26 protein-coding genes are annotated in these 19,932 nt (G+C 42.1%); 1 reads left to right on the top strand and 25 read right to left on the bottom strand.

Annotated elements, in window-relative coordinates; genetic code table 11:
* Window position 1: 1 nt before the first annotated feature.
* On the bottom strand, window positions 2-985 hold the full coding sequence (trpS, locus tag Q8O71_03750) for a tryptophan--tRNA ligase (protein ID MDP2705473.1): 984 nt from the start codon (window positions 983-985) through the stop codon (window positions 2-4).
* Between the two features lie 155 nt (window positions 986-1,140).
* Between trpS and Q8O71_03745 the strand changes: the two genes are divergently transcribed.
* Complete coding sequence (locus Q8O71_03745) at window positions 1,141-1,341, top strand: hypothetical protein (protein MDP2705472.1); 201 nt, start codon at window positions 1,141-1,143, stop codon at window positions 1,339-1,341.
* A gap of 46 nt (window positions 1,342-1,387) precedes the next feature.
* Here Q8O71_03745 and Q8O71_03740 read toward each other — a convergent pair whose 3' ends face one another.
* From Q8O71_03740 to Q8O71_03625, 24 genes are all read right to left on the bottom strand, one after another.
* Entirely contained in the window at window positions 1,388-1,981 is a 594-nt protein-coding gene (locus Q8O71_03740) for a class I SAM-dependent methyltransferase (protein ID MDP2705471.1), read from the bottom strand.
* A gap of 27 nt (window positions 1,982-2,008) precedes the next feature.
* A complete protein-coding gene (locus Q8O71_03735) occupies window positions 2,009-2,764 on the bottom strand; it encodes a methyltransferase domain-containing protein (protein ID MDP2705470.1) in 756 nt (251 codons plus the stop codon).
* Window positions 2,765-2,769: 5 nt separating this feature from the next.
* Window positions 2,770-3,240 (bottom strand): NUDIX domain-containing protein, encoded by a 471-nt coding sequence (locus Q8O71_03730; protein MDP2705469.1) that lies wholly within the window; start codon window positions 3,238-3,240, stop codon window positions 2,770-2,772.
* Between the two features lie 23 nt (window positions 3,241-3,263).
* Window positions 3,264-4,049, bottom strand: a complete 786-nt coding sequence (locus Q8O71_03725; protein MDP2705468.1) for a hypothetical protein — start codon at window positions 4,047-4,049, stop codon at window positions 3,264-3,266.
* Window positions 4,050-4,121: 72 nt separating this feature from the next.
* A complete protein-coding gene (locus Q8O71_03720) occupies window positions 4,122-4,307 on the bottom strand; it encodes a hypothetical protein (protein MDP2705467.1) in 186 nt (61 codons plus the stop codon).
* A gap of 15 nt (window positions 4,308-4,322) precedes the next feature.
* Window positions 4,323-5,378: a radical SAM protein gene (locus tag Q8O71_03715; GenBank protein ID MDP2705466.1), complete on the bottom strand. Its 1,056-nt coding sequence runs from the start codon at window positions 5,376-5,378 to the stop codon at window positions 4,323-4,325.
* Window positions 5,379-5,486: 108 nt separating this feature from the next.
* A complete protein-coding gene (locus Q8O71_03710; protein ID MDP2705465.1) occupies window positions 5,487-7,049 on the bottom strand; it encodes an ATP-binding protein in 1,563 nt (520 codons plus the stop codon).
* Between the two features lie 27 nt (window positions 7,050-7,076).
* Window positions 7,077-7,829, bottom strand: a complete 753-nt coding sequence (locus tag Q8O71_03705) for a GNAT family N-acyltransferase (GenBank protein MDP2705464.1) — start codon at window positions 7,827-7,829, stop codon at window positions 7,077-7,079.
* 54 nt (window positions 7,830-7,883) lie between these two features.
* A complete protein-coding gene (locus Q8O71_03700) occupies window positions 7,884-8,588 on the bottom strand; it encodes a methyltransferase domain-containing protein (GenBank protein ID MDP2705463.1) in 705 nt (234 codons plus the stop codon).
* A gap of 2 nt (window positions 8,589-8,590) precedes the next feature.
* On the bottom strand, window positions 8,591-9,361 hold the full coding sequence (locus Q8O71_03695; protein MDP2705462.1) for a lysophospholipid acyltransferase family protein: 771 nt from the start codon (window positions 9,359-9,361) through the stop codon (window positions 8,591-8,593).
* Window positions 9,362-9,512: 151 nt separating this feature from the next.
* Complete coding sequence (gene dnaJ / locus Q8O71_03690; GenBank protein ID MDP2705461.1) at window positions 9,513-10,595, bottom strand: molecular chaperone DnaJ; 1,083 nt, start codon at window positions 10,593-10,595, stop codon at window positions 9,513-9,515.
* Between the two features lie 16 nt (window positions 10,596-10,611).
* Entirely contained in the window at window positions 10,612-12,540 is a 1,929-nt protein-coding gene (gene dnaK, locus Q8O71_03685; protein MDP2705460.1) for a molecular chaperone DnaK, read from the bottom strand.
* Window positions 12,541-12,578: 38 nt separating this feature from the next.
* Window positions 12,579-13,154 carry a nucleotide exchange factor GrpE gene (locus Q8O71_03680; GenBank protein MDP2705459.1) on the bottom strand — a complete coding sequence of 192 codons (576 nt, stop codon included), beginning with the start codon at window positions 13,152-13,154 and terminating at the stop codon, window positions 12,579-12,581.
* A gap of 68 nt (window positions 13,155-13,222) precedes the next feature.
* Window positions 13,223-13,633 carry a 30S ribosomal protein S9 gene (gene rpsI / locus Q8O71_03675; GenBank protein MDP2705458.1) on the bottom strand — a complete coding sequence of 137 codons (411 nt, stop codon included), beginning with the start codon at window positions 13,631-13,633 and terminating at the stop codon, window positions 13,223-13,225.
* Between the two features lie 5 nt (window positions 13,634-13,638).
* Window positions 13,639-13,983 carry a 50S ribosomal protein L13 gene (gene rplM / locus Q8O71_03670; protein MDP2705457.1) on the bottom strand — a complete coding sequence of 115 codons (345 nt, stop codon included), beginning with the start codon at window positions 13,981-13,983 and terminating at the stop codon, window positions 13,639-13,641.
* 5 nt (window positions 13,984-13,988) lie between these two features.
* Window positions 13,989-14,336, bottom strand: a complete 348-nt coding sequence (rplQ, locus tag Q8O71_03665) for a 50S ribosomal protein L17 (protein ID MDP2705456.1) — start codon at window positions 14,334-14,336, stop codon at window positions 13,989-13,991.
* A gap of 45 nt (window positions 14,337-14,381) precedes the next feature.
* Window positions 14,382-15,350 (bottom strand): DNA-directed RNA polymerase subunit alpha, encoded by a 969-nt coding sequence (locus Q8O71_03660; GenBank protein ID MDP2705455.1) that lies wholly within the window; start codon window positions 15,348-15,350, stop codon window positions 14,382-14,384.
* A gap of 68 nt (window positions 15,351-15,418) precedes the next feature.
* Window positions 15,419-16,027 (bottom strand): 30S ribosomal protein S4, encoded by a 609-nt coding sequence (gene rpsD / locus Q8O71_03655; GenBank protein ID MDP2705454.1) that lies wholly within the window; start codon window positions 16,025-16,027, stop codon window positions 15,419-15,421.
* Between the two features lie 14 nt (window positions 16,028-16,041).
* Window positions 16,042-16,476 (bottom strand): 30S ribosomal protein S11, encoded by a 435-nt coding sequence (gene rpsK, locus Q8O71_03650; GenBank protein ID MDP2705453.1) that lies wholly within the window; start codon window positions 16,474-16,476, stop codon window positions 16,042-16,044.
* A gap of 8 nt (window positions 16,477-16,484) precedes the next feature.
* Window positions 16,485-16,865, bottom strand: coding sequence for a 30S ribosomal protein S13 (rpsM, locus tag Q8O71_03645; protein MDP2705452.1), 381 nt, complete (start codon window positions 16,863-16,865; stop codon window positions 16,485-16,487).
* A 35-nt stretch (window positions 16,866-16,900) separates the two neighbouring features.
* A complete protein-coding gene (gene rpmJ, locus Q8O71_03640; protein ID MDP2705451.1) occupies window positions 16,901-17,017 on the bottom strand; it encodes a 50S ribosomal protein L36 in 117 nt (38 codons plus the stop codon).
* Between the two features lie 2 nt (window positions 17,018-17,019).
* Window positions 17,020-17,250, bottom strand: coding sequence for a translation initiation factor IF-1 (infA, locus tag Q8O71_03635; protein ID MDP2705450.1), 231 nt, complete (start codon window positions 17,248-17,250; stop codon window positions 17,020-17,022).
* A gap of 160 nt (window positions 17,251-17,410) precedes the next feature.
* Window positions 17,411-18,706 (bottom strand): hypothetical protein, encoded by a 1,296-nt coding sequence (locus Q8O71_03630; GenBank protein ID MDP2705449.1) that lies wholly within the window; start codon window positions 18,704-18,706, stop codon window positions 17,411-17,413.
* Window positions 18,707-18,721: 15 nt separating this feature from the next.
* Window positions 18,722-19,918: a hypothetical protein gene (locus Q8O71_03625; protein ID MDP2705448.1), complete on the bottom strand. Its 1,197-nt coding sequence runs from the start codon at window positions 19,916-19,918 to the stop codon at window positions 18,722-18,724.
* Window positions 19,919-19,932 lie beyond the last annotated feature (14 nt).

Genomic DNA, 19,932 nt, shown 5'->3' with positions numbered 1-19,932 from the left:
GTTATGAAAGTGTCAAACCAACCTTTTCCCTTACTTCCTTCATCTTTTCTTCCACCCGTTCAAAAGCCCGTTTCCCATTTTCCGAAAGCAGGTCGACTACGTACTCCTTGTCTTGGGCAATTTTTTCTCGTTTTTCGCGCAACGGAGCCGCGAAAGATTCGATGTTTCTGATAAGTATTTCTTTTGATTCCTTGTAGCCGATACCTCCCTTTTCGTACCGCGCTCTGATTTCATCAAGAGGCATTCCCGACGCAAATAGTTTGTGCAAAGCGAATATTTTGTCCTGCTCCGGGTTTTTTGGTTCATCAATGCCTTTAGAATCCGTCGGAATGCTCATTACGGCTTTTTCAATTTCTTCTTTTATCGCAAAAAGTGGAATGGTGTTGTCGTAGCTCTTGCTCATTTTCTGCCCGTCTGTTCCGGGGACGGTTTTCACGTCTTCCAGAATAAGCGCTTTAGGTTCTTTGAATGTTTCTCCATACGCACGATTAAAAGCGCGGGCGGTGTCGCGAGCGATTTCCAAATGCTGTTCCTGGTCCATGCCTACGGGCACGACATCGGCATTATTCAAGAGAATGTCAGCCGCCATAAGCAATGGATATTGGAAAATTCCGACATTGATATCTTTGTTTTTTGCTTCCGCATCCTTGAATGCGTGCGCACGCATAAGATACGGCATGGTGGTAAGACAATTAAAAACCCATGCAAGTTCGGCCACTTGCGGAGTATCTGATTGTTTGAAAATGAGAGCCTTCTTTGGGTCAAGGCCGATGGCCAGATAGTCTATGGCGACATCCAAGGTGCTCTGCGCGAGTTCTTGCTTGTTTGCAACCGAAGTAAGGGCATGAAGGTCGGCGATGAATATGAGCGAATTGTAGTCACTCTGGAGGTCGACAAATTGCTTCATCGCGCCGAAATAGTTTCCGATATGGGGCCTTCCTGTAGGCTTAAGACCTGAAATCAAAATTTTCTTGCCTGAAGTCATATATGGAGAAATAATACCAAAATAAGGCCTTTTTTGAAAGCAAAAAGATAATAAGTGCCTTGACTTTACATAAAAATAATAGTATAATTAGAATTAGGTTAGAAAAGTTTTTGCACCTTCAAAAAGGAGGATATATGAGTTTAAGGACCAGAATTATGGAAGACATTGCCCAGGCTGAAAGGCCACACAGGGCCTGCACCAAGGTCGCTTCTCCCAAAGAAGTGGCCACAACAGAAAGAGCCCGTGCCCAGTTTTTCCACGATATGTCGTGGGTCGGGCAAAGACACATTCCCCGCTGGAATGAAAAGAAATTGAAAGCGTCAACATCTCCGTTATGGCTTTCCTGGTTAAATTAATCCCCCTCCCATTTACTAAAGAGCAGAGATTTTTTCTCTGCTCTTTTTATTTTTCTGGTTTTGAAACTATAAAATTAAACAGGTGTTGATGTTTTGGTTTTCCAAGAACACTCGGTTTATCATTTTCTTCCTCTATAAATTTGATTATCTTAAAATCTAAAAATAACTTTTCAGCCTCTTCTTTTGTATGAAAGGTTTTACCACTGTTTTCAGTATTCCAAGAATCTTTATTACCAAATAGTTGACCTGCAAACACACCTTTAGGTTTAAGTGAGAGAGTAATGTTCTTTATTAAACTGTTAAATGTTTTTGGAGAATTATACGGTAAAGCGTACTGAGCATTTATCAAGTCATACGTCTCATGAGGAAAAGAAAAATTTTCAAAGCTACTTAAGAAAAAAGAAAACTTATCTCCTAAGATGTCTTTTGCCTTTTCTTGGGCAGCGATATCACTGTCAATTGCCGTTACATGTTTAAAACCAACTGATAAAAGGTATTTTGAATCGTTCATTGCTCCAGCTCCCAAATCAAGAGCCTCATCTTTATTCCGCACATGTTCTACTGCTTCAGTAAGTAAAACTCGGGGTGGGTTTGACTCGGTTTTCTTAATATATTTTTCCCACGATACATTGTGTGACATACAAGATTTTTTGTTTGAGAATACCAACTACATCTTTTTAGCCTCAAGCATCAGAAATAGCGGGATTTCTTTGCGGGCGGTGTCTTCCGCTTTCTGACGCGGGCCTTCCTGGCTTTCTCTGTGGGAAATCCATTCTTCAAGTTTGGATATTGCAAAACCGTTTTTGGACAATGCTTTGAAAAAGTCCTGTAAGGAACGGTGGTAAGAAATCGTTTGCTCCCCTTTTTCTTCCCCCGGATGCATTTCAATGGAAATTTTTTGAGGAGAAAGATAGCGGTCGATTCTGCGGTACTGAATTTGCTTTTCCTCGTCCCATCCCCATTCCGATTGCTTCGGGATTCTAAATGCCGGGTGGTTGAGCACCATGATTAGCCCGCCTTGCGGAGAAAGAACACGTTTTACTTCAGAAAAAACTCCCGAAATATTTTCAATATTTTGAATTGCAAGAATAATCGTAACCACATCAAATTCAGCATCTTTAGCGAAAGAAAGATTGTCGGCGGGAGAAACATGAAAAGTAATTTCTTTGGGAGAATGTTCTTGTGCGTACCCAATAAGTTCCTTTGAAATGTCGGTCCCAATGACCTTGGCACCGGCATTTGCGAATTCACGGGAGAAAAATCCCTGCCCGCAGGCTAAATCAAGCACGCTTTCCCCCGCTTTCAAATCAAGCACCCGAAGCAAATTCGGCAATATTACTTTGCGCTGATACGTATCCCCGCCCTGTTCAAGGTGCGTATCATACCAATCCGCAACATTTCCCCATGAAGTATTTTCTTTCATTTAATTTATATCCGACGTCTTTCTTCAACTTTTATAAAGAGTTCTTGAGGATGTTCGAGAAAGCCATTTTTTAAGTCTTTTATAAGTAAATCTCTGATTTCTAACTGATATAAAAGGGTGTTGGGTAAATCGGAAATATAAACCCATTCCGGCTTATACGCCTGTTTTCCGTCAGCCATCTCTTTTAGCTCTTCGGCATCCTCTCTTAGTTTTGGTTCTCCTGAAATGTAATTACAAAGATAGAAGTAGTTCTCATCACCGCTATCCCATATAACCTTATACACCAAACGGTCAATTATTGCATCAACTGTCGTTTCTTCAGAAAGTTCTCGAAGCGCTCCTGTTTCTAGACTTTCATTTTCTTCCTTGCCACCACCAGGAAAAGAATAATATTCCTTTCCATCATTAATACGATGCATTAGAAGCACCGTATCTTCTTTAACCACAATCGCAGCTACTCTTTGTCGTAGTATCATTAAATATATTCCTTAAGAATTGTCTAGCCAACTAAACTACGGATGGCGGATTCCTGCATAACCGCATGACCAGCACCATAGATAACAAAAATATTACTTCCCTCTTTCCAATATTTTTCTATTTGCACCAATATCTGCTCATTTCTGTAGATAGATTGGCTTCTGGACAATTCATTAATTCTTGATAAAACAGTTATTGGAGTGGTAATTTGAGAGAATAATTCTTCGTCATCAATATTCAACTCTTGATTAAATAATTTTTTATATATCGAATTAACAAGTTCTAAAGATATAACCAAATCCGGCCATTTAAATAATTTACGATATTTCTCAGTATGATTTGAAAGAAATTCATGTATGCTTCTTCCCTTTTTGTGTTGCTGCCAAAATTTTATAGCTTGGCATTCATACCAAAAAAGAATCTCTTCTTTAGAAAAATATTGAAGCAGATGGACAATTATTTTATCGTTTTGAGGTTCTCCAAAGATAAGCAGCGCCTTATTTTTATACGCTAGATAGGCTCCCGCACCTGACTCACCATGTTTAATAATTTCTTTTTCCAGTGTAGCTTCTGGCTCTGGCATTTCATGTGCTTCTACAAGAACTACTGTTTTCAGTCCCTTAGTTTCATCAAGAAATTCGTTCCATTTCGCTTTTAATAATTCAAATTGCGGATGATTGGGATCATGGGAATGACTGGAACCAAAATAGTAGATTGATTGTTTTGTTGATTTGGCAATGTAAAAATATGGAGTTTCATGCTTAATTTTCGAGTACTGATCATAAGACATTAACAAATCTTTATTCACAATGTATTCATATTAAAAAAAAGAGCGGGTTTTTGCAAACCCGCTCTTGGCTAACTAAAAACTTACTTCGTGTCAGTTTTTTCCACTGTCATCGTAGTCGCAATCGGAATACTGATAGTCATCGTAATTCGTGACTTCCGGTATTTTTGATGAAAAACGACTACCATCCTCAATCCGGCTAAATGAACCTTGAAGCGCGAGATTTCCAGATAGCGATGACTGCCGTTCATTAACTAAAGAACTACTCTTACGTGACATGGTCCTTACCCCCTTTCATTTAAGTCTTTCCTTGATGTAATCATAGAAACCGAGCCTACTTTCACAATACCTGTAAAGAGGCACCCCCTCTTCATCTGCTTTCCGATGGCTAACGCAACCATTATGACACAATGACTGCAAACTGCAAGTGCGACACCTTTGAGGAAGTTGGCCAATTGACTCTTTCCAATTAAGGAAAACAGGAGTATTCACTAAGTCCTGAAAAGTTCTCAGGGAGTCAATACTTCCAAAATGGGTAGATTTACCCAGCCTTTCACAAGGATAAATGTCGCCAGTGTAATGGATAGCGAACCACTGATAACAGGTACCTTTATACACGCAAGAATTAGCACTTTTTGATTTGGTCCATGCAAGCATGCTATCCAACTCGCGAACACGAATTGTGGGATCATTAAGTACGAGCCACGTTTCAAATATTTCTATGAGAAACGCCAGCCATTCTGTGTCTGTTAGTCCGTACGTATCACCATCACAATCTGACGCTGTGTTATAGAAAGCATTGAAAGCAATGCTTTTAAACCCAGCATCCACTAGATCAAGAAGCATCTCTTTTGCGTATCTGACAGTCTTTTTAGTAACAGTACAGATAACGCCGGGATGAATGCTATTATGACGAAGAGCTTCCACACCACGCATCGCTTCCTTATATGTTCCACGTCCAGCAACATTTATTCTGTCACTGTTATGCGTTTGTTCACTTCCATCAATACTTACTCCGATATCAAAGTGGTTATCATGGAAAAGTTTAGCCCAATCATCATCAATCAACATGGCATTTGTCTGAACAGCATTCATCCATATTTTTTGCTTATATTGGTTTTCCAGTCTCAAGATATGATGGAAAAACTTTTTTCCTGCCAGCAATGGCTCGCCCCCGTGCCAATTCACACGAATTCGTGCTTGTGGTAACGAATCTAGAAAAACAAAAAGTTTTTCTAGATTGGCCACAGACATCAAAACATTCGTATCTTGATCAAAGTCACGGTTTCTGCAATATGTACAACGGATGTTACAGAAATCACCAACAATTTTCACTTGGAATGAACTCATGTCATCTATCCTCCTTTCTGTCTAGAGATTCAAAAGTCTTTTGTCAAAGACCAACTTCCTCATATAATATAATCTTTTTCTTGCTTTGTCAAGAAAAACCACTTCAGGTTAAATCTCTATAGAGAAAGTGGAGCCCTGATTGGGGCCGGTAGAATCAGCCCAAATGCGCCCTTTGTGGGCGTCTACAATTTGTTTTGCGATAAAGAGGCCGTAGCCGGTGCTGTGGACGTTTATTTTTACCGAATCCTTGCCTCGTCCACCTTCGGTAAACAGCAATTTTCTATCTTCTTCTTTAATTCCTACCCCAGAATCTTTAACAGAGAAAAGAATTTTGCTGTCTTTCTTTGAAAGGCTGATTGTAATGGTTCCGGAAGGCGTGTATTTAATCGCGTTATCAATAAGATTTCTTAGGACGTGCTTGCTTATCTGCTCTCCGTCGCCATTTAGCGTATAATCCTGGTTTTCGTCAATATTAAGTTGGAGGGCCAGTTTTTTCGTCTCAATATTAGGCTTAAGCATCCCAATAACATTGTTAAGCTCGCCCTTGAAATCGAAAGGCTTCATGTTGAAACTCACTGTCCCTTTTTTAAAATTACCAGCCTTTAAAATACCATCAACCATATCAATGCCCTGCCTGGTGTCGTCTAGGGCCTGGGTGGTAAGCATCTTTAAATCAGGAGCAATTTCTCCGTAGTCTCCGTCAATCATTGAGGAAAGCGCCCAGTGGCTCTTGGTGAAGTATCCCTTGATTTCATGCCCTATGAAGTGCAGAAGGCTCTCCTGGCGTCTGTTGGCCTCCTCAAGCTCCCCCGCCAGTTTTTCAATATGTTCTCTCTGTTCAACCTCCCTATAAACACTTTTTATTAATAAGAAACCAAAAAATGTAATTAATACCAATATCCCTGATTTTACTAATAGGTCGAAGGTAGAGCTTGAAAGGAATAAATCTATCATCATTACAATGATAATTACTCCTGTAAAAAGCTCAGTTAAAATGATTCTAATATTGAAAAGCTGGAATCTAACCATGGCAATAAAGATTGACACGACTAAAAATAAGGTGAATATCGGGCCTAACCATGTATAATCAAAAATTTTAAAAAAAGGGAAAATTAAATCAGGTACTATGGCTAGTGCAGAAGTAAGTAAGGAACCAATAAAAACATACTTCACTTGACCTTTTTGTTCTTCGGTTTTTGCGCGTTTATACTGGACGTCTAAGAAAAAATAACCAGAGAAAAAGTAGAATGTCAAAAGTAAGCCATAAAATATATAACCACCCTCAATGCCGTATGCGACACCTGTACCACTGTTACTCACTATCAGATTTGTAAAAAACAAAAAGTATAAAGCAACCAAGCAGGGTATGCTGAATAAATAAGCTATCAATGAACTTCTGTAGACTTTTTGAGGAAAAACTAACGAAAAATGAAAAAACACAAATGCAATTAAAAGAGCGGAGATGTGGGTTAGACGTATCCACTCAAAAAAACTTCGATATTCTGGTGAAAAAAAACCTATAATAGCAACGCTCCATATTGCTGTCGTAAGAGCAATCAGTGCAAAAAGAAGATTTTTTAAATTCTTAAGACCTCGAGAGAAAATAACAAAAGCGAGAATAACATTAACTGCCACCACGATATATAAAATTGGTACAATCAAATTTTCCATTTAAATTATTATTCCTTTCATTATAACTTAAATTATCCCTAGAACCTTGAGGAAAAAAGAATATAGGTTTTTTCTAAGAATTAGGGTGTTATCTTTTTCTTTTTTGAACAACCACGGATTATAAATAATTTTTGAAATATATTTTTTAAAATCCACAGTCAAATAAAAAATTGGTAAGGCAGGGTCATTAGGTTGATGAAAATAATTACGAATAGTGTTGGTCGCTAAATCAATATATTCAAATTTTTTAATAGGATTAAAAGGAAAACGGAGTAATTTCATTTTTTGCTCAAGACTTTTTTTAATAAATGCATACCCTCCCTGAATATTATTTCGTGTACCATAATCAGCCAACATATCCAACATCATAAGTAGAACGAGACCTCTTGGAAGATAGATTTTCTTCTCACGGTCTAAGGGAACAATAATCAGACGTCCCAGCTCCCCTCTTCTGTCACGAGGAATTTTTAGCATTTCAACGGGTTCGATAAAATGATAAACACTCTCCGTAGGAAGAGGGTCAGTAATGATAAGACGAACTGTTCCAATAATTTTATTATCTACAATTGCTACAAAATACTTACATTTTCTAGATTTATCATACTCGTCACTTTCTTGATTGTCGGGAAACTGGGAGGGAATGATATACCCTTTTCTCGAATATTCTTTAAAACGGAATTCATAAACTTGTTTTAGTTCATCTACAGTTTCAGTTTCACCAAAGATAACTTCTTTTTCTCCTTCTTTTATTGCTAATTTAAGTTTTTTGTAAATCTTCATAGCTCTTGGAGAATTAGGTAAATTGTATTAGAAAACAAGCCATTTTAGAATGGCTTATTTTATCGCGTGATTAAGGATTGCCTGATTGGCATACGTGGACTTGTTTTGAGAAATTTCTTTGAAAAACGTGCTTTCGAGGAGTTCTTTCTGCTCATTTTCGCCTATAAAAGCAAAATTATTACCTTTATGCTCTTTTATGATAAGAGAATTATAGTAAAAAATCTTCATTGTCGGCACTAAGAGACTTAGCACTTCCCCCATGGTTTTCCCCAAACCTTTGTTTTTTAAACTCCATCCAATGTGGGCAAAATAAATTTTTATCGGTTTAAAGCCAGTATGCACGTTTGAAACGACAATTTTTCCACCTCGTTTCAAAATTCGGTAAAACTCTTTAAATGCATACGGACGAGTTTCTTTAGGTAAAGTGTAAATCGTATTATTCGAGACAATAGTGTCAAAGGTTTCGGAATCGAACGGAAGCGGTTCTGTGAGGTCATGAAGCACAGTTTTTCCCGAGGGAAATTTCTCAAGATATTTTCCAAGTCCTTCCTGTGAAAAATCAAGAGCGACAACGTCGGCACCCTCTCGGGAAAGCAAAATCGCCAAGTTACCAGTTCCAGCTCCCGCATCAAGAATTTTCATTCCTTCTATCTCGCCAAGGGGTTCACGGATATCTTGAAGCAGTGTCTGATACGGCTCGAGGATATTGAGTAGGTCGTATACTTCGAAATATTTTTTCCAGAATCTTGTGTCCAACATATTTAGCCCTTTAATTCTTTAATCTTCTTCATCACTTCCTGGGCGGCAATATGGAAGTCGTGAATTTCAACTTCTCGCGAAGGTAAAATATCCATGACAAAAAAAGGTTTTCCGAAAGAAATTTTTATTTTTCTTTTGAACGTAAGAAGCTCAAAAAGGTTTATGTTATATAACCCGTCAATTGAAATCGGGACGATTGGAGCATTGGTTCTGTACGCAAGATACGCCACTCCCCCTTTGGCTTCCCGCAAATTACCGTCGCGCGTTCGTGTTCCTTCAGGGAAAATAACAACAGTGCGGCCCTCGTCAACAAGTTTGATATGCGCGGCAAGAGATTGCTCATAATTGTGAATACCGATTATAACCGGATACCCACCAAGAAGTTTAAACAATAAGCCTCCGTAAAAATAACCACGCCAGCTAAAACGAGGATTATGGACGTATGTTTTTCGTTGCCTGGAGGTGAAGAAAAGAGGCCGTAAACGGGAAGACAGCGGTAGCACAGCCGGAATAATAATAGGGTCGAGTTCGCTAATGTGGTTTGAGGCGAGAATCACACCGTGAGGAATATGTTTAAGATTTTCAAGACCTTTTATTTCAATTCTTCCGAATATGTAAAAAAACAGGCGCATAACGGGAGTGAGAAACGCCTGAAAAATTGTCGGGAATAAACGGTACGCCGGAAGAAATTTCTGTTCTTCCTGAAAATCAGCCACGGCAAATATCTCCGGTACCGCCCTTAATTTTGGTTTTGTAGCTAAACTTGTTGCCATGTATTAAACAAAAAACGCCCATAAAGGCGTTTTAGACAATACTTAAAATATAAATGAAAGAATCATCAATAATCCACTCTGAATACTCTGTATTTCCCTATACTTCACTATACCCACAATTATAGCAGATTTTTGCCAAATTGTATAGAGGCTAAATCCCCTCTTCTCGGAGTTTTTCGATGTTTTCTTTTGATTTTTTGGAGAGTTTTCTTGGAAGTTCCACGGCAATCTTTATGAGAATGTCGCCGCGCGTTTTACCGTCCTCGTAAGGCACTCCCTTGCCCTTGATGCGCAAAATCTCGCCAAATGCCACCCCCTCGGGGATTTTGACGATAATATCCCCATCAAGCGTCCGTACGGTGTATTTACCGCCCAAGAGGGCGTCTGTAAGGCGGACATTGAGGGTCATTGAGAGGTTGTGACCCTCTTTCCTGAAAATCGGGTGCTTTTTGGTACGGATACGGACATACAAGTCGCCGGCTATACCACCTGCAACAGCTTCCCCTTTTTGGGAAAGTCGGATTGCTTCACCATCTTCAATTCCCGCCGGAATTTTGATGCGGATTTCTTCGCGTCTGTCCAAAATACCCATGCCTTTGCAGACATTGCATTTTTTCTTCGGAGTTTTTCCTTTGCCATGACAGTCGGTACATTCCTGGACTGTAGCAAACGAACCTAAAATCGAGTGCCGAACGTTCTTTACTTTTCCTTTGCCGCCACATTGAGCGCAGGTTACCAACTCGGAACCCTCTTCGGCCCCGCTTCCTTTGCACGTTTCGCAGAAAGAAATTTTATTTACAAGCACTTTTCGCTCAACGCCGAAAATACTTTCCTCAAAGGAAAGTTCGAGATCGATGGAAATATCGCGGCCGCGTTTGGGGCGCCCGCCACGGGTACCACCAAAAAAGTCTCCGAAAATGTCCCCGAGGTCTACATCTTCAAAATTGAAACCGGCGTTACCGAAACCGGAGAAATCAAAGCCTTCAAAACCCTGTCCTTGGCCTTGGCTGAATCCTCCCGCATCGTTAAATACCCTCCCATATGAGTCATATTGGGCACGCTTTTTATCGTCGGAAAGAACGCCGTACGCTTCGCTCGCTTCTTTGAATTTTGCTTCATCACCGCCCTTTTTGTCGGGGTGATATTTGTGGGCAAGCTTGCGGAACGCTTTTTTTATATCGTCTTTGCTTGCGCTTTTTTCAATACCAAGAATTTCGTAGTAATTTTTGGCCATATAAGCTTATACTATCCTATTTTGCCGTATTGTCTTCTTTTCCGTCCTTATCGTCTTTTTTCTCTTCAAAGTCGGCATCGCGGACGTTTCCGGAGTCATTTTTATTTTCTGTGGAACTGCCCGAAGGTTGCCCACTTGTCTGTTGCTGTTTTGATATTTCCTCCCCGATTTTCTGCAATTCCGAAGAAAGGGCGGAGGTAGATGACTTGATATTTTCAATATTATCCGTGTCCTTCTCCTTCTTGAGAGTATTTATTTTTTCCGTGACGGAGTTTTTAAGTCCTTCGGAAATTTTGTCTTTGTAGTCGTTGAGAGATTTTTCCGCCGTATAGAGCATCTGGTCGGCAAGATTACGCACTTCAACAACTTCTTTTTTCTTCGCGTCGTCGGAAGCGCTTGTTTCCGCCTCCCGTTTCATCCGTTCGATTTCTTCTTTTGAAAGTCCGGAGCTTGCCTCGATTCTGATTGATTGTTCTTTGTTTGAACTTTTATCTTTGGCTTTAACGCTTAAAATGCCGTTTGCATCGATATCAAATGCCACCTCAACTTGAGGAACACCGCGGGACGCGGGAGGAATACCATCGAGGATAAAACGCCCGAGGCTTTTGTTGTCCGACGCCATAGCACGTTCACCTTGAACAATGTGAATTTCAACGGAGGTTTGGTTGTCAGCGGCCGTTGAAAACACCTGCGAACGGGATGCCGGAATGGTGGTGTTTTTTTCTATGATTTTTGTCGCAACTCCACCCATCGTTTCTATCCCCAAAGAAAGAGGAATAACGTCGAGAAGCAGGACGTCACGGACATTGCCCTGTAAAATACCGGCCTGAATGGCGGCTCCTGCAGCCACAACCTCGTCCGGGTTAATCGAGCGGTTCGGTTCTTTTCCGAAAAACTGCTTCACCGCTTCAATCATTTTCGGCATTCGGGTCTGTCCCCCAACAAGAACGATTTCATTTATATCGGCAACTTTAAACGGAGAAGATTCCATGGCCCGTTTGGTGATTGTAAGGGCGCGGTCTAAAAATTCTCCCGCAAGACTTTCTAGCGTTGCCCGGGTCATTTTTTTGACAAGGTGTTTGGGTCCGGAAGCGTCCGAAGAAATGAACGGAAGATTGATTTCGGTCTCAACCGCGGAAGAAAGTTCGATTTTCGCCTTTTCGGCACCCTCATCGAGACGCTGTAAAGCAAGCGGGTCCTTGCGAAGGTCTATCCCCGATTCTTTTTTGAATTCGTCAGCGAGCCAGCCGACGATTTTTTGGTCGATGTCGCGCCCGCCGAGGTGGCTGTCTCCGTCCGTCGCTTTTACTTCGACGACATCGTCGCCGACTTCAAGAACGGAAATATCGAATGTTCCGCCCCCAAAGTCAAAGACGACAATCTTTTCATTTTTCTTTTTATCAAATCCATATGCAAGCGCGGCGGCCGTCGGTTCGTTAATGATGCGTTTTACATCAAGCCCCGCGATTTGTCCCGCGTCTTTTGTCGCTTTACGCTGGCTGTCATTGAAATAGGCCGGAACGGTAATAATGGCCTCGGTAATTTTTTCACCGAGACGGGCTTCGGCGTCGTTTTTCAGTTTTTGCAAAATCATCGCGGAAATTTCTTCCGGACGGTATTGTTTGTCGCCCATTTTAACAAGCGCACCGCCGTCTGCACCCTTTATAACTTCGTATGCGACAGCCGCTTTGTCTTTCTGAACTCCCGGTTCTTCGAAAATATGCCCCATGAAGCGCTTAATTCCGAAAATCGTATTGTGGGGATTTGTAACCGCCTGCCGCTTGGCAAGAAGTCCCACCAGCCTTTCTCCCGTCTTGGACATGGCAACAATCGAAGGGGTCGTTCGAGCACCTTCGGCATTCTCGATGATTTTCGGACTACCGGCTTCCATTACGGCGACTGCGGAGTATGTTGTGCCTAGATCGATTCCTATGATTTTTGACATATGTTTTGATAAAAAATTAACTTATATTTAAATTTATTTTATTGACCTTTTTTAAATTCCCCTATTTTTACGTTCGCCGTGCGTACAATCTTTCCGTTAAGTGTATACCCTTTTTGAACAACTTCAAGAATTTTTCCGTCCTCTTCTTCATCGGAAACAGCAATTATTCCCATGGCATGGTGTTCCCGAGGATTGAATTTCTCTCCGAGAGGGTCAACTTCGGCAATGCCGTTAGTTGAGAGCACATTCTTAAGCTGAGAGTAGATATGTTCCACTCCAGCCTGCCATTCCGGAGAAACGGAACCCCAGGAAGGATTTTTTACCGCAAGTTCAAAACTGTCAAGCACGGGAATGATTTCTTCAATCAGGCCTTCCTTGGCGAACTTAAGCAATTCAACATTGCGTTTCTCATCATCTTTTCGGGCATTTATAAAATCCGCTTTATCACGTTGCCATCCTTCAAGGTAGGCCTGTCTTTCTTCCTGGGCCGTTTTCAGTTTCTCTTTGAGTTTTTTTATGAGGTCGCGGGGATCTTCTTCAAAGACCACGTCTTCGGATTCCTGTATGGATTCCGTTTCTTCTTCCATTTCCTTTTTTTTATTTTCTTTATCCATAGAAAAAAGTGCTTAGCAAGCTAAACCGACAATATTGAATTGAAAAAATCCGGGAAGAAAACCAAAGACTAACGCTTGGACCATTGTTTGGATTTTCGGGCTTTCCGGAGACCGAATTTGCGTCGTTCTTTCATTCGAGGGTCGCGTGTCAAAAGGCCGGCTTTCTTTAATGTTCCGCGAAGTTGTATATCGCCCTCTATGAGTGCGCGGCTGATTCCGTGGCGAACCGCTTCGGCTTGGGAGTGAATGCCTCCACCCTTAACAAGTACGCTTATTTTGAATTTTCCTTCCGATTTTACCTGTGTAAAAGGATCTTTGACTATTAATTGCAATTCTTGCGTCGGAAAATAAGTCGAAAGATCTTTCTCATTGACGACAAAAGTTGTTTTGCCGGCAGGATATAGCCGCACGCGGGCAATAGAGGTTTTTCGTCTTCCTACCGTTTCTATGTATTCTTTTGTTCCTTTCGTTGTTTCCATAATATTTATTCGCTGATGGTGAGGCGCTTCATGCGTTCCCCTCTTAATTTGTTTCCGGGCAACATTCCGTACACCGCTTCCTGAAGTACCGCCCCGTACCCTTTCTTTTCTATGATTTGCTTCATTGACTCGTGACGGAGCCCGCCCGGGTAGCCTGAGTATCGGTTATATATCGTATCCTCTTTCTTTTTTGGGGCAATGCTCATTTTTGAAGCATTGAGGACTTCAACGGAAATTTCCGCTACTTCGTTTCGTTTGAATGCGGGTGTTGTTTTTCCCAAAAGCATCGCAGCGATTTTACTCGCCAAGCGCCCCATCTTTTGATTTGTTGCGTCAATCGTGTGCTTCATGTTATTTATACAAATTCGATATGTGCCATAGGCGCGCTGTCCGAAAGGCGTCTGCCCAATTTAACAATGCGAAGATAACCTCCCGTTCTCTTTTCGTATTTTGGAGCAATAACGGAAAATATCTTCTTTGTTCCCTCGTTTCCGATTTCTTTGATGACAAGACGGCGGGCGGCAAGAGTACCTTTCTTTCCATATGTAACAAGACGCTCTACAAACGGTTTCACCACCTTTGCTTTTGTAACGGTCGTTTTCATTTTTTCTTTAAGCACCAAGGAACGGGCAAGAGAGCGTATGAGGGCTCTGCGTGGTCCGGCTTTTCTGCTTAATTTTTTGTTGGCGTTATGGTGTCGCATATGTGTAAAAGGATATAATACCCGTTTTCTCTTTCGTGTCTATCGTTAGTCTTTTAGGGAAAGGTTAAGGGCGGTAAGAGCTTCTTTGATTTCCTCGATACCTTTGGCTCCGATGCCTTCAATGTTTAATACATCGTCTTCTTTCTTTCGCACCAAACCTCCCACGGTTCTTACATTGCCGTTTAGCAAAGCGTTCATGGTACGTGCGGAAAGGGCGAGTGTTTCTATTCTTGTTTTGAGCACTTCGGGGTCAACGTCCTTGGCTTTCTTTTTTTCTTCGGTCTCCACTTCTTTTTCCGCTTTTAATTCTTCCAAGTCTTCCTCTTTGAATCCGACAATGGCCTTGAGCTGGTTAATCATTATTTCAATTGAACGTTCAAGGGCGTCTTTGGGGCTGATTGTTCCGTCGGTTTCAACAAAAATTCTTAGACGATTAAAATCGGTTCTGTCTCCGACACGCATGTTTTCAACTTCATAGTTGACGCGGCGGATGGGAGTAAAGATGGCATCAAGCGCAATGGTACCGATATCCACTTTTCCTTTCTGAAGAGTTTCTTTTGAGATGAAGCCCAAGCCACGTTCAACGGTCATTTCCACATCAAGCACTGCGTTCGCGCTCGTAAGATTGGCGATAGAAAGTTCCGGGTTGAGAATTTCCACTTGTCCCATCTTCTCGATGTCTCCCGCCGTGACTTCTTTTACCCCCTTAACATTGAATCGGAGAGTTTGGGGCTCGTCGGTAAGCATTTTGATTCTTACCCTCTTTAAATTGAGAAGAAGGGTAATCATGTCTTCCTTAACGCCGTCAAGAACGGAAAACTCATGGCTTACTCCCGCGATTTTTACGGAAGTGATAGCGGCGCCGGGAAGCGAAGAGAGAATAATTCTTCGCAACGAATTACCCAGGGTGTGGCCGTACCCGGGGTATAAGCCGTCTATTTCGTAGACGCCTTTGAATTCCTCTTCCGAAATTATTTTCGGTTTTGAGGGCAAAACGATGGTGTAGTCCGGCATATGGAAGCTTTGCGCTTAAAAAATTAACTTGTAAATTATACCTTAAAATATCAAACTCGGCAAGAAACCTACCTACTGTAGAACTCGAGCACCGAATTGAGGTCAAACAACATGTCCGCTCCGTCCCTTTTTGGCAAACTGACAATGTCTGCTTCCTTCTTTGCCGTATCGGATTTGAACCATATCGGAGCGTTGATTCCCTGCAGACGTTCGTCGAGTTTTGCAAATAAGGGCTTCGCAAGACTCAATTCTCTTATCTTTATCTTGTCGTTGATTTTCATCTGATAGGAAGGGCGTGTTACTCTGACCCCGTTTACTTGAATGTGGCCGTGGGAGACAAGCTGGCGGGCCATTGGGCGGCTCGGCGCGTATCCGAGACGGAAGATGGCGTTATCAAGACGTCGTTCCAGGTTTTCATACAGCGCGTCGGCGTTTTTCATTCCTTTTCGGTTCATGGCTTCCGCAACATATTTTGAAAATTGTCTTTCGGAGAGAAGGTACGTGTAGCGGGCTTTTTGTTTTTCAATAAGCTGGCGTCCGTAATCACTCATTGCCCCTCGCCGTTTTTCAACTTTTGTTTTTTTCGCTTCAGACAACACATACTTCTGCGTCTGGGTTTTTTCAAACACAGGCGCTTTGAGTCTTCGTGCAATTTTGTATTTTGGTCCGATTTTCATAAAATTTTTATTCCTTATACGCGACGCGGTTTGGGAGCACGAGGCCCGTTAAAAGGCACCGGCGTGATATCTTTTATCGACAATAAATTAAAACCCTTCGAGATGAAACCACGAACCGCCGACTCTCTTCCCGATCCAACCCCCTTAATGACAACCGAAACATCGTTGACTCCCATGATTTGGGCTTTATCGGCAAGAAGCTCCCCTACTTTTGCGGCAGCAAACGGCGTTCCTTTTTTGGCCCCGGAAAAACCCAAGCTTCCGCTTGAAGACCAGCAGAGAACCTTCCCGCTCGTGTCGGTTAATACGACTTTTGTGTTGTTATAGCTTGCTTCAACGTTCAAAATCGCGGCACTTACAGTTTTTTTCGGAATCGAAGGAACCGCGCCTTTCTTTGCCGCGTCCTCGCTTATCGTTTCTGTTTTTTTAACAATTCGTTTCTTTCCCATATTTATTTCTATGTCTTCTCAAGTTTACGTCTTCCGGTACCCATCGTCTTTCTTACGTTACCCCGTCTTGTTCGGGAGTTGGTCCGCGAGTTCTGTCCGTGAACGGGAAGACCTTTTGTGTGACGCGCGCCGCGGTATGACGAGATGTCCTTGAGTCGTTTTATATTTCCGGAAACGGTGCGTTTCAGATCACCTTCAAGCTGAAATTTTTCAAGTACTTTTCGTATCGCATTTTCCTCTTCAACATTCAATTCTTTTGCTTTCTTTCCATATTCGACTTTCGCTTCATCCAAAACGGCGTGCGCACGCGAACGGCCGACTCCGTAGAGAGCCGTCAAGGCGATTTCTATTCTCTTGTTATCCGGTATGGTAATACCCAAAATACGCATGTCTAAAGTTACATTAAAAAATTATAAAGGCACGCTTAACCCTGACGGGCCTTATTGCGCGGCTTAAGTTTGTTAATACGGTATAGACGCCCTCGTCTTCGGACGACTTTGTCTCCCGCCCCTCTTGCTTTTATTGAAGATTTTACCTGCATATTTATAACCTTTTCGTAATACGTCCTTTTTCGCCGTATAAATCAAGCACCATTTCAACTCTGTCTCCGATAAGAACACGTATTTTATGCATACGCATCTTCCCCGCAAGATATGCGAGTATCAGATTTTCCTTCCCCGGAACCTCCACTCGAAACTGGGTATTTGGCAACGCTTCAATAACAGTCCCAATGACAATTTCAAGTTCCGAGTTTTTTCCTTTTGAAAGCTGCATTACGTTAAAGTAAAGGTGCCTCGGGGCTTGCCGTGATACATTTACCCTTGCTTCGCCATCACTCGGACACCATGAAAACTAAGAAGTTTTCGCGGCGCTCCTCGCTCAGCGAAGTAATGGAGAACATACTAACAAAAAGTGCAAGGGTTCGTCAACCCTCTCATCGACGTCCGGGTAAAACGATTTCAACCTTTATTTTATTGGGGTCTTCGGGAAGCATACTTCTCCAGAAAGGCATCACCGTTACCGTGGCTTCGGCTATGGAGGAGTAGGTGCCAAAAATTTCCTTTGCCACGCTTCGTTCTCTTCCGGAAAGGTCGACTTTCAGCTTTTCAGCTTCAAATAAAGCCACGAAAACGCCATTTCCCTCAAAAGTAAATTTAAATTCGGTCATTCTTTCGGGATTGGTATTGTTCTTTTCTTTGATGGAAAGAACAAGGTCATCAAGTCCCAGAAAATCCGCTTCGGAACCGAATTCGGGCACCATGCTTTGCGCGAGGTAATTTATGAAATCGCCCCGTTTAAACATAACTCCATATAGTGTGCCTTTCTGGCGGATTTCGGCGGAAGTCGCGCTCCCCGCCCCCTGTGGTAAATCTTCAAAAGAATAAAAAACTCCACCGTCGTAAAGAATGAAATTTTCAGGGATTTGGTCTTTCGCTTCGGTGAGAAGTTCGGACATGAGTGCTCCTTGAATTTCCTGTTTTGTTTCCGCGAGCGTTCCCTGTTCCACTTCTTTAATTTTACCGACAAACCCTCCCGTCATCGGTGTTTTCGAACGCGCATAAAAATTGCTGTATTGAGGAGAGCCTTTGAAACCGGGTATCGTAAAATCCGCGAGGCCTATATTGTATTTTTCTCCGGGTTCATCGGCATACACGACGGATTCCGCACTACCGGGCGTTGTTTTCCCGTCTTTGGTTGTTTTTCCGGGCACAACCACCGATTCGGCAACGCGGTATACAAGACCTTCGGGAGTCTCAAAACGGGTATTTTTAACCAGCCTCTGACTTTCCGCGCTGTGATTGTTGTAAATTACAATGGTTCCCGACGCCTTCACTCGGGCGTCCACTTCTTTGGTTGCCGGCACCTCTTTCCCCTTTTCTTTGTTCAGGGTCATGATTTCAAATGCGGCCGCATTTGTATTGAGAGCATCTCGGGAAGCGGAGAGAATGATGGCGTTATTGAATAAAACCTCCTGAGTTTGGGGGGTAACTTTAACGGTTGCACCGACAAATAAGGAAGCCACCGCAAAAAGGAGCACGATAACCGACAGCGCCGCGATAACCCAAATAGCGACATGGGTTTTCTTTTCGTTTTTTTCCGGTGATGAAGGTGAGGAGGATTGCTTGGGAGGCTCTGCCTTTCTTTCTTCTTTTCGGCGGTTCGGTAGCGGAATATCCCTTATGGAGCGCCTATCGGGAGGTAATACATCTTGAACGATATTTCTTGCCATACGTCTATTATACCTTTAATTTTTGTTATGAAATATTTTGTTTAAATATACGGCTTCAAGCGCGATAAACGGATCGGCTTTCATTCCTTTTTCCATCGCGACAATATGAGAGGTTTGTTTTTCGTTGAGAGGTAACGTGTCCAGAGGATACGCGCTTCTTTTAAGATATGAAAGAAAAACCGGAGCGACGTCGTCATCAACGGTGAGAAATACCTTCCTCGGAAGTACGTTGCCTTGACCGGCAAGGTCCTTCGCCACTTCATTGAGATAAATCACCCACTCCTCTTCGACTTCTTTTATGACTTGCTCTACTTTTACGGCCAAAGCGGGTTCGGCGGTTTTGTTCGCGTACAAAGAAAGATACGAAAGAGCGACTTCGGCATTCGTATTCATTTTCTTCATAATGCGTCGCGCGAGAAAATTTCTGCCAGAGGGAAACGATGCGGTTTCAAGTATGATTCCCCCTCGCACGAGCGAAACATCGGTTACTTCCCCCGTAATATCCATCATCAAAAAATCTTTTACTTCGGAAAAGAGTTCGGTAAAGGCGCCGAACGATGCGAGGCAAAAACTGTGGAATTTGATTTTGTCCTTATCAAAAGAGCTTGAAATAACTTCGGTTATTTTTTCCGTTACCTTTTTTGACACAAGACTTGAGAAAAATGAAAAAGAAATGTGAGAAGATTTTTTGCCATAAGGATTTTTCGTTTCATACCCATTGAGTTTGATATGGATTACTTTTTGTTCGGCCAGAACAACATTTTTGTCGAATGTGTCGGCATATGCGGAATGCGCGATAGAGTCTTCGAACGCCTTTTCTTCCTTTCCGGTAATTTCGGAAATAAAATCTTCGGAAATCACAATCGGCGACTTGCGTTCCACTTCAAGAGTTTTTGTCTGCGAAACGTACCAAGGTGAGGCAAGAACGCAATGGATATGGCGAATTGCTTTTCCCGAAAGATGATAGGAGTGCAAAAGAGGAATTCCCTCTTTTTCAAGTTGCGCGAGAGCATCCTTTATCAGGCTCACTATAGAAGTGAGCATTCTGTCGGAATCGGGGTGTTCGGTAATCGGCAAACCAAGCCTTAAAGAATACACGACATGGGGAAGGTGTGTTTCCGAAAAGATAACTATTGAAGCGTTTATGGAGGCGGAACCGATATCAAAAATGATGGAGGGTTCTGATTTTGATTCTTTCTTAAGGAAACTCATGATTATAAATAGTA

The sequence above is a fragment of the bacterium genome (genome assembly GCA_030690305.1).
Lineage (GTDB): Bacteria > Patescibacteriota > Minisyncoccia > Phycocordibacterales > JAGLPS01 > JBBUCK01.
This window is presented reverse-complemented; position numbering and strand designations above follow the sequence as displayed.